Origin of the sequence: Streptomyces sp. NRRL B-24085, from assembly GCF_001282115.1 — a bacterium.
GTDB lineage: Bacteria > Actinomycetota > Actinomycetes > Streptomycetales > Streptomycetaceae > Streptomyces.
The window spans coordinates 1-4753 of record NZ_LJBR01000469.1 but is presented as its reverse complement, the minus strand read 5'-3'; the positions used below and the strand labels follow the sequence as shown (position 1 = coordinate 4753).

Annotated in this window: 4 protein-coding genes; 2 read left to right on the top strand and 2 right to left on the bottom strand. The window is 72.5% G+C overall.

The window, feature by feature from the left end; translation table 11 throughout:
* Positions 1–1091 (bottom strand): sensor histidine kinase (locus tag AOJ26_RS36885; protein ID WP_053852716.1); only part of this gene is annotated, 1091 nt, incomplete at its 3' end.
* 167 nt (positions 1092–1258) lie between these two features.
* On the opposite strand from AOJ26_RS36885, the gene AOJ26_RS36880 reads away from it, so the two are divergent.
* Together AOJ26_RS36880 and AOJ26_RS36875 are read left to right on the top strand one after the other, a co-directional pair.
* Entirely contained in the window at positions 1259–2263 is a 1005-nt protein-coding gene (locus AOJ26_RS36880; protein ID WP_053852715.1) for a carboxymuconolactone decarboxylase family protein, read from the top strand.
* A gap of 173 nt (positions 2264–2436) precedes the next feature.
* The gene (locus AOJ26_RS36875; protein WP_053852717.1) at positions 2437–3102 is read left to right on the top strand and encodes a hypothetical protein; all 666 of its coding nucleotides are present in this window, start codon (positions 2437–2439) and stop codon (positions 3100–3102) included.
* Between the two features lie 55 nt (positions 3103–3157).
* On the opposite strand, the gene AOJ26_RS36870 is transcribed toward AOJ26_RS36875, so the two are convergent.
* The gene (locus tag AOJ26_RS36870; protein ID WP_053852714.1) at positions 3158–4708 is read right to left on the bottom strand and encodes an NCS1 family nucleobase:cation symporter-1; all 1551 of its coding nucleotides are present in this window, start codon (positions 4706–4708) and stop codon (positions 3158–3160) included.
* Between the last annotated feature and the right edge of the window lie 45 nt (positions 4709–4753).

Below are 4753 nucleotides of genomic sequence, written 5' to 3'. Positions count from 1 at the left end.
GGGTGGCGCTCGCCCGCGAACCCGCCCTCCTCGCGCGGGCCCGTGTGCAGGGTCCCGCCGAGTGCCGTGACGCGTTCGCGCATGCCGGTGAGGCCGTGGCCTGGCCAGGGTGGACGCTCCGGACGGGCGGCCCCGTCGTCTTCCACCCGTACCGTCAACTCGCCCTTGCCGTAGGCCAGTTCGACCCGGACCTTCGCCGGTCCGGCGTGGCGGGCCGCGTTCGTCAGGGACTCCTGGACGATCCGGTACACGGCCCGGTCCAGGGGAGCGGGCAGCGCGCACTCCTCACCCGTCACGGTCAGTTCGACGGCGAGACCCGCCGCCCGCGCCCGCTCCACGAGCAGGGCCGGGGTACCGGTCGGCTCGTCGGTGCGCAGGACCTCCAGCGTGGCGCGCAGCTCGCGCATGGCCTCACCGCCGGCCTCCTGGATGGCGAGCAGGGCGGGCGGCACCTCCTCACCCCGCTTGCGCGCCAGATGGACGGCCACGCCCGCCTGGAGCTTGACGATGGAGATGCTGTGGGTGAGGGAGTCGTGCAACTCCCTCGCTATGCGCAGGCGTTCCTCGCCGGCCCGGCGCAGTGCGGCCTCCTCCCGGGTGCGCTCGGCCTCCAGGGCACGCTGTTCGGTCTGGCGCAGATAGGCCTGCCAGTTGCGTCCGGCGAGCCCTGTCACCACCGCGCACACGAACCAGCCCGCGAGCAGCGCGGTCTTCTCGACGGCCTCGTGGACCGTCGGTCCCGTCGCCGCGTAGGCCCCCAGGAAGATCCCGCTCGCGGCCGCCGCCCAGCTCCGGCGCCCCAGTTGGGACGCCAGGTGCACGGCGGCGAACACGGTCAGCGCGCCGAGGGGACCCGGGTGGGCGTGCAGGACGTACGCCGCCCCGCTCACCGTGGCCACGGCCAGCACCACCAGCGGGGCCGCGCGGTAGAACGCGAGGGCGGCCGCGCCCACCACGAGCAACCCCTGGTCGAGGGCGGTGGTGTCCGCGTCCTGAGCCGCCACGGCCACGGCGAGGGCGCCGACCACGACCGCGAGGGCCAGATCGGCGAGCCGCTGGGAGATGGCCGCATCGACCCGGTGCCCACTCATGCCCACACGCTAGACCGCCGCACCGACACCGGCGTCAGCCCTGTGGACAACTCCCGCGCTACTCCCCCGGTAGTACTCCCGGCCCCGGTCCGCGCTCCCGGACGCAGCGCCGACTCCCTCCGGCCGTACGACGACCGCGGCCCGGGCCGGGGCGCACGCTGCTGTGCATGTCCACACCCTTCCGCTACACCGAGCCCCTGCCGCCCAAGGCCGCCACCGGCCGTGTCGCCGAGGTCTACGAGCAGTTGTCCCGCGACTTCGGCATCGACGAACCCGTGACCTTCGTGGTCCTCTCCTCCGCACCCGACCTCCTCGCCCCCGCGTGGGCGCTGATGCGCGAGTCGCTGATCGCCGGCCCCGGCAGCCGCACCGGCAAGGAGCTGGCGGCGCTCGGGGTGTCGCTGGCGAACCGGTGCCCGTTCTGCGTGGACGCGCACACGATGCTGCTGCACGCCACCGGCGACCACGCACTCGCCGAACGCGTCGCCCGGGGCGAGAGGCCGCGGAACGAGGAGCACGCGCGCGTGCTGGAGTGGGGCAGGCACACGCGCGTGCCGGGCGGCCTCGGCGCGGGGCCGTACCCGTTCCCGCGCGAGCACGCCCCGGGCTACCTCGGCACCGCGTTCGCCTTCCACTTCATCAACCGGATCGTGTCCGCCCTGATCACCGAGAACCTGCTGCCGGGCAACGTCCAGCGCTTCCGGGCCGTCCGCAGCCTCGGGGGCCGTGCGCTGTCCCGGGCCGTACGCCGACCCGTCCGGCCCGGCGCGTCCCTCGCGCTGCTCGACCTGCCCGACCCCGGCGAGGCCCCGGCGTGGGCGGCCGGTACGCCCGTCGGGCTCGCCTACGCGGCGCTGCTCCGGGCGGCCATGGCCGGTGCCGGTCTCCTCGGCACCGACGACCAGGACCTCGTGGAGGAGACGCTGCTGGACTGGGACGGGTCGCACCCGCCGCTCGACCTGAGCGGTTTCCCGGACCGGCGGGAGCGTCCCGGTGCGCGTCTGGTGCTGCTGGCCGCGCTCGCGCCGTACCGGATCACCGACGAGGACGTGGCGGCCTGGCGGCGGCCGGAGCACACCGACGACGATCTGGTGCACCTCGTGGCCTACGGGGCGTTCCTGGCCGTGGACCGCATCGAGTCGGCCCTCCACCGGCCCGTCGCCCGCACGTGAACCAGCCCACCGCCGGGACATAGACGGACACATGACGCATCGACGGCGGGGCGCAGTGACGGCGCGGGTACGGAGCGAGTTCACGCTTCCACCCCACAGGCAGACGTGTGAAACTGGCGTCCGTCCGCAGTGCGGACCCGTCCGCACCGTCCGTCCCCCACGAAAAGTGCGCCGTGCGAACTCTTTCCCTGCCGCTCGCGCTCACCGCGCGCATCTCCCCCGTCGTCGTGCTCGCCGCGGCGGGCTGGGCACTGACGTCGGGACCGGCCACGACGCCGGCCGCCGAGAAGGAGCCGGCGCCCCGGTCCGCCGAGGAGTCCCCTTCGGGCGCGGCCACGGCGGCCGTCTCGAAGCAGTACGCCGCCGCGCCCGCGCCCTGCGGCAGCATCGGCGCGGCGACGATCAAGTCGCTGGTGCCGGGCGCCAAGACGGCCGGCAAGGAGATCCCCTCCACGGACGCGGCCCTGCGCCGCACGTGCTCCTGGAACGCGCTCAAGGGCTACGACTACCGCTGGCTCGACGTGTCCTTCGAGATCACGGCGTCCGAGGCGGCGGCCACCGAGTCGTACAAGGAGAACGTCTCCGAGAAGAGCGGCGGCGGGGACGTGCCCGGGGTCGGCGACGCCGGGTACTCGGTGGTGAACCTCACCACCGAGAACAAGCAGCAGACCCGTGAGGGCGTGGTCATGATCCGGGCGTCCAACGCGCTGGTGACCGTGACGTACAACGGCAGCGACTTCGAGTCGAAGAAGGCGCCCAGCACCGACGAGATCAACAAGGGCGCGATCAAGGCCGCCAAGGAGGCGGTGGCGGCGCTGGAGAGCGGCCGGAAGGCCTGAGCCGGCGGAACCGGCCCGGAGCCCGACCGCCCTCCACGCGCACGTGACGCGACCGTCAGGCCGCGATGCCCTCCTGTTCCCTGCCCTTGGGCAGCATCAGCGCGATGTACAGCAGGAGGGACGCGCCGAGTCCCACCGCCCAGCCGTAGTCGGCCAGTGGCTTGAGGAACGGGATCAGTCCGTCGGTCGGGAACGGCCCGGTCTTCTTGCCGTCCGCGCCCACCCCCGAGTACGAGCCGCCGACCGCGAGCAGTCCGCCGACGACGAAGGCGACGATCGCCCGCCAGTTCCAGCCGTTCACGTACCAGTAGCGCCCGCCGGGCGTGTAGAGGTCCGCGAGGTGCAGGACCGTGCGCCGCACGATCCAGTAGTCGGCGATGAGGATGCCCGCGACCGTGCCGAGCAGTCCGCCGACGACTCCGAGCCAGGTGAAGATGTAGAACTCCGGCGTGGAGATCAGCTTCCACGGGAAGATCAGGATGCCGACGACACCCGTGATCAGCGCGCCCGTACGGAAGTTGACGAACTTCGGAGCGAGGTTGGACAGGTCGTACGCCGGTGAGACCACGTTGGCCGCGATGTTCACGGAGATCGTGGCGACCAGCACCACGACGAGCGCGAAGAGCAGCCCGAAGGCGTTGTCGGTCTTGGCGGCCAGCGCGACCGGGTCCCAGATGGCCTCGCCGTAGACGACCTCGGAGCCGGAGGTGACCAGCACGGCGAGGACGGCGAACAGCGTCATGGTGGTGGGGAGTCCCAGGGACTGGCCCCAGGTCTGCGCCTTCTGACTGGCGCCGAACCGGGTGAAGTCGGGGATGTTCAGCGACAGGGTGGCCCAGAAGCCGATCATGCCCATGAGGGACGGGAAGAAGACCGGCCAGAAGTCGGCGCCCCAGCCGAGCTTGGACGGCTGGTCGAGCAGCGCGCCGAAGCCGTCGGCCTTGACCGCGATCCAGACCAGCAGGACGAGGGCGCCGGCGATCACGAAGGGCGCGGCCCAGTTCTCGAAGTGCCGCAGGAAGTCCATGCCGCGGTAGATGATCGCGATCTGGAGCGCCCAGAACAGCAGGAAGCACAGCCACAGCGGCCAGGGGTTGCCCGCGATCCGGCCCGCGTCCTCCCAGTGGCCGCCGGTGAGCCTGGAGCCCAGCGCGAAGATGCCGCTGCCGCCGATCCAGGTCTGGATGCCGAACCAGCCGCAGGCCACGGCCGCCCTGATGAGCGCCGGGACGTTGGCGCCGCGCAGCCCGAAGGAGGCGCGGGCGAGGACCGGGAAGGGGATGCCGTACTTGGGCCCGGCGTGCCCGGTGGCCAGCATCGGCAGCAGCACGATGACGTTGGCCAGGGCGATGGTGAAGACGGCCTGCTTCCAGTCCATGCCGAGCGCGACCAGGCCGGAGGCCAGGGTCCAGCTGGGGATGCAGTGCGCCATGGAGATCCACAGGGCCGCGAAGTTGTACGTCGTCCACTTGCGCTCGGAGACCGGTACGGGACGCAGGTCCTCATTGGCGAAGGGGCTGTCGGCGGGGAACGCCTCGGGGGCGAGCTCGACGCGGCCGCTGGGGGACGGCGGTATCGGCGACCCCGTGGGGACTGTTTCGGTCATGGGCAGGCCAATCGATCAGGACGGAACGGGATAGGCCGTGCGGGG

What these genes read in the sequence shown, in the direction of transcription:
- AOJ26_RS36880 (WP_053852715.1), top strand. Translation starts at nt 1,259, where the DNA reads ATGTCCACACCCTTCCGCTACACCGAGCCCCTGCCGCCCAAGGCCGCC.
- AOJ26_RS36870 (WP_053852714.1), bottom strand. Translation starts at nt 4,708, where the DNA reads ATGACCGAAACAGTCCCCACGGGGTCGCCGATACCGCCGTCCCCCAGC.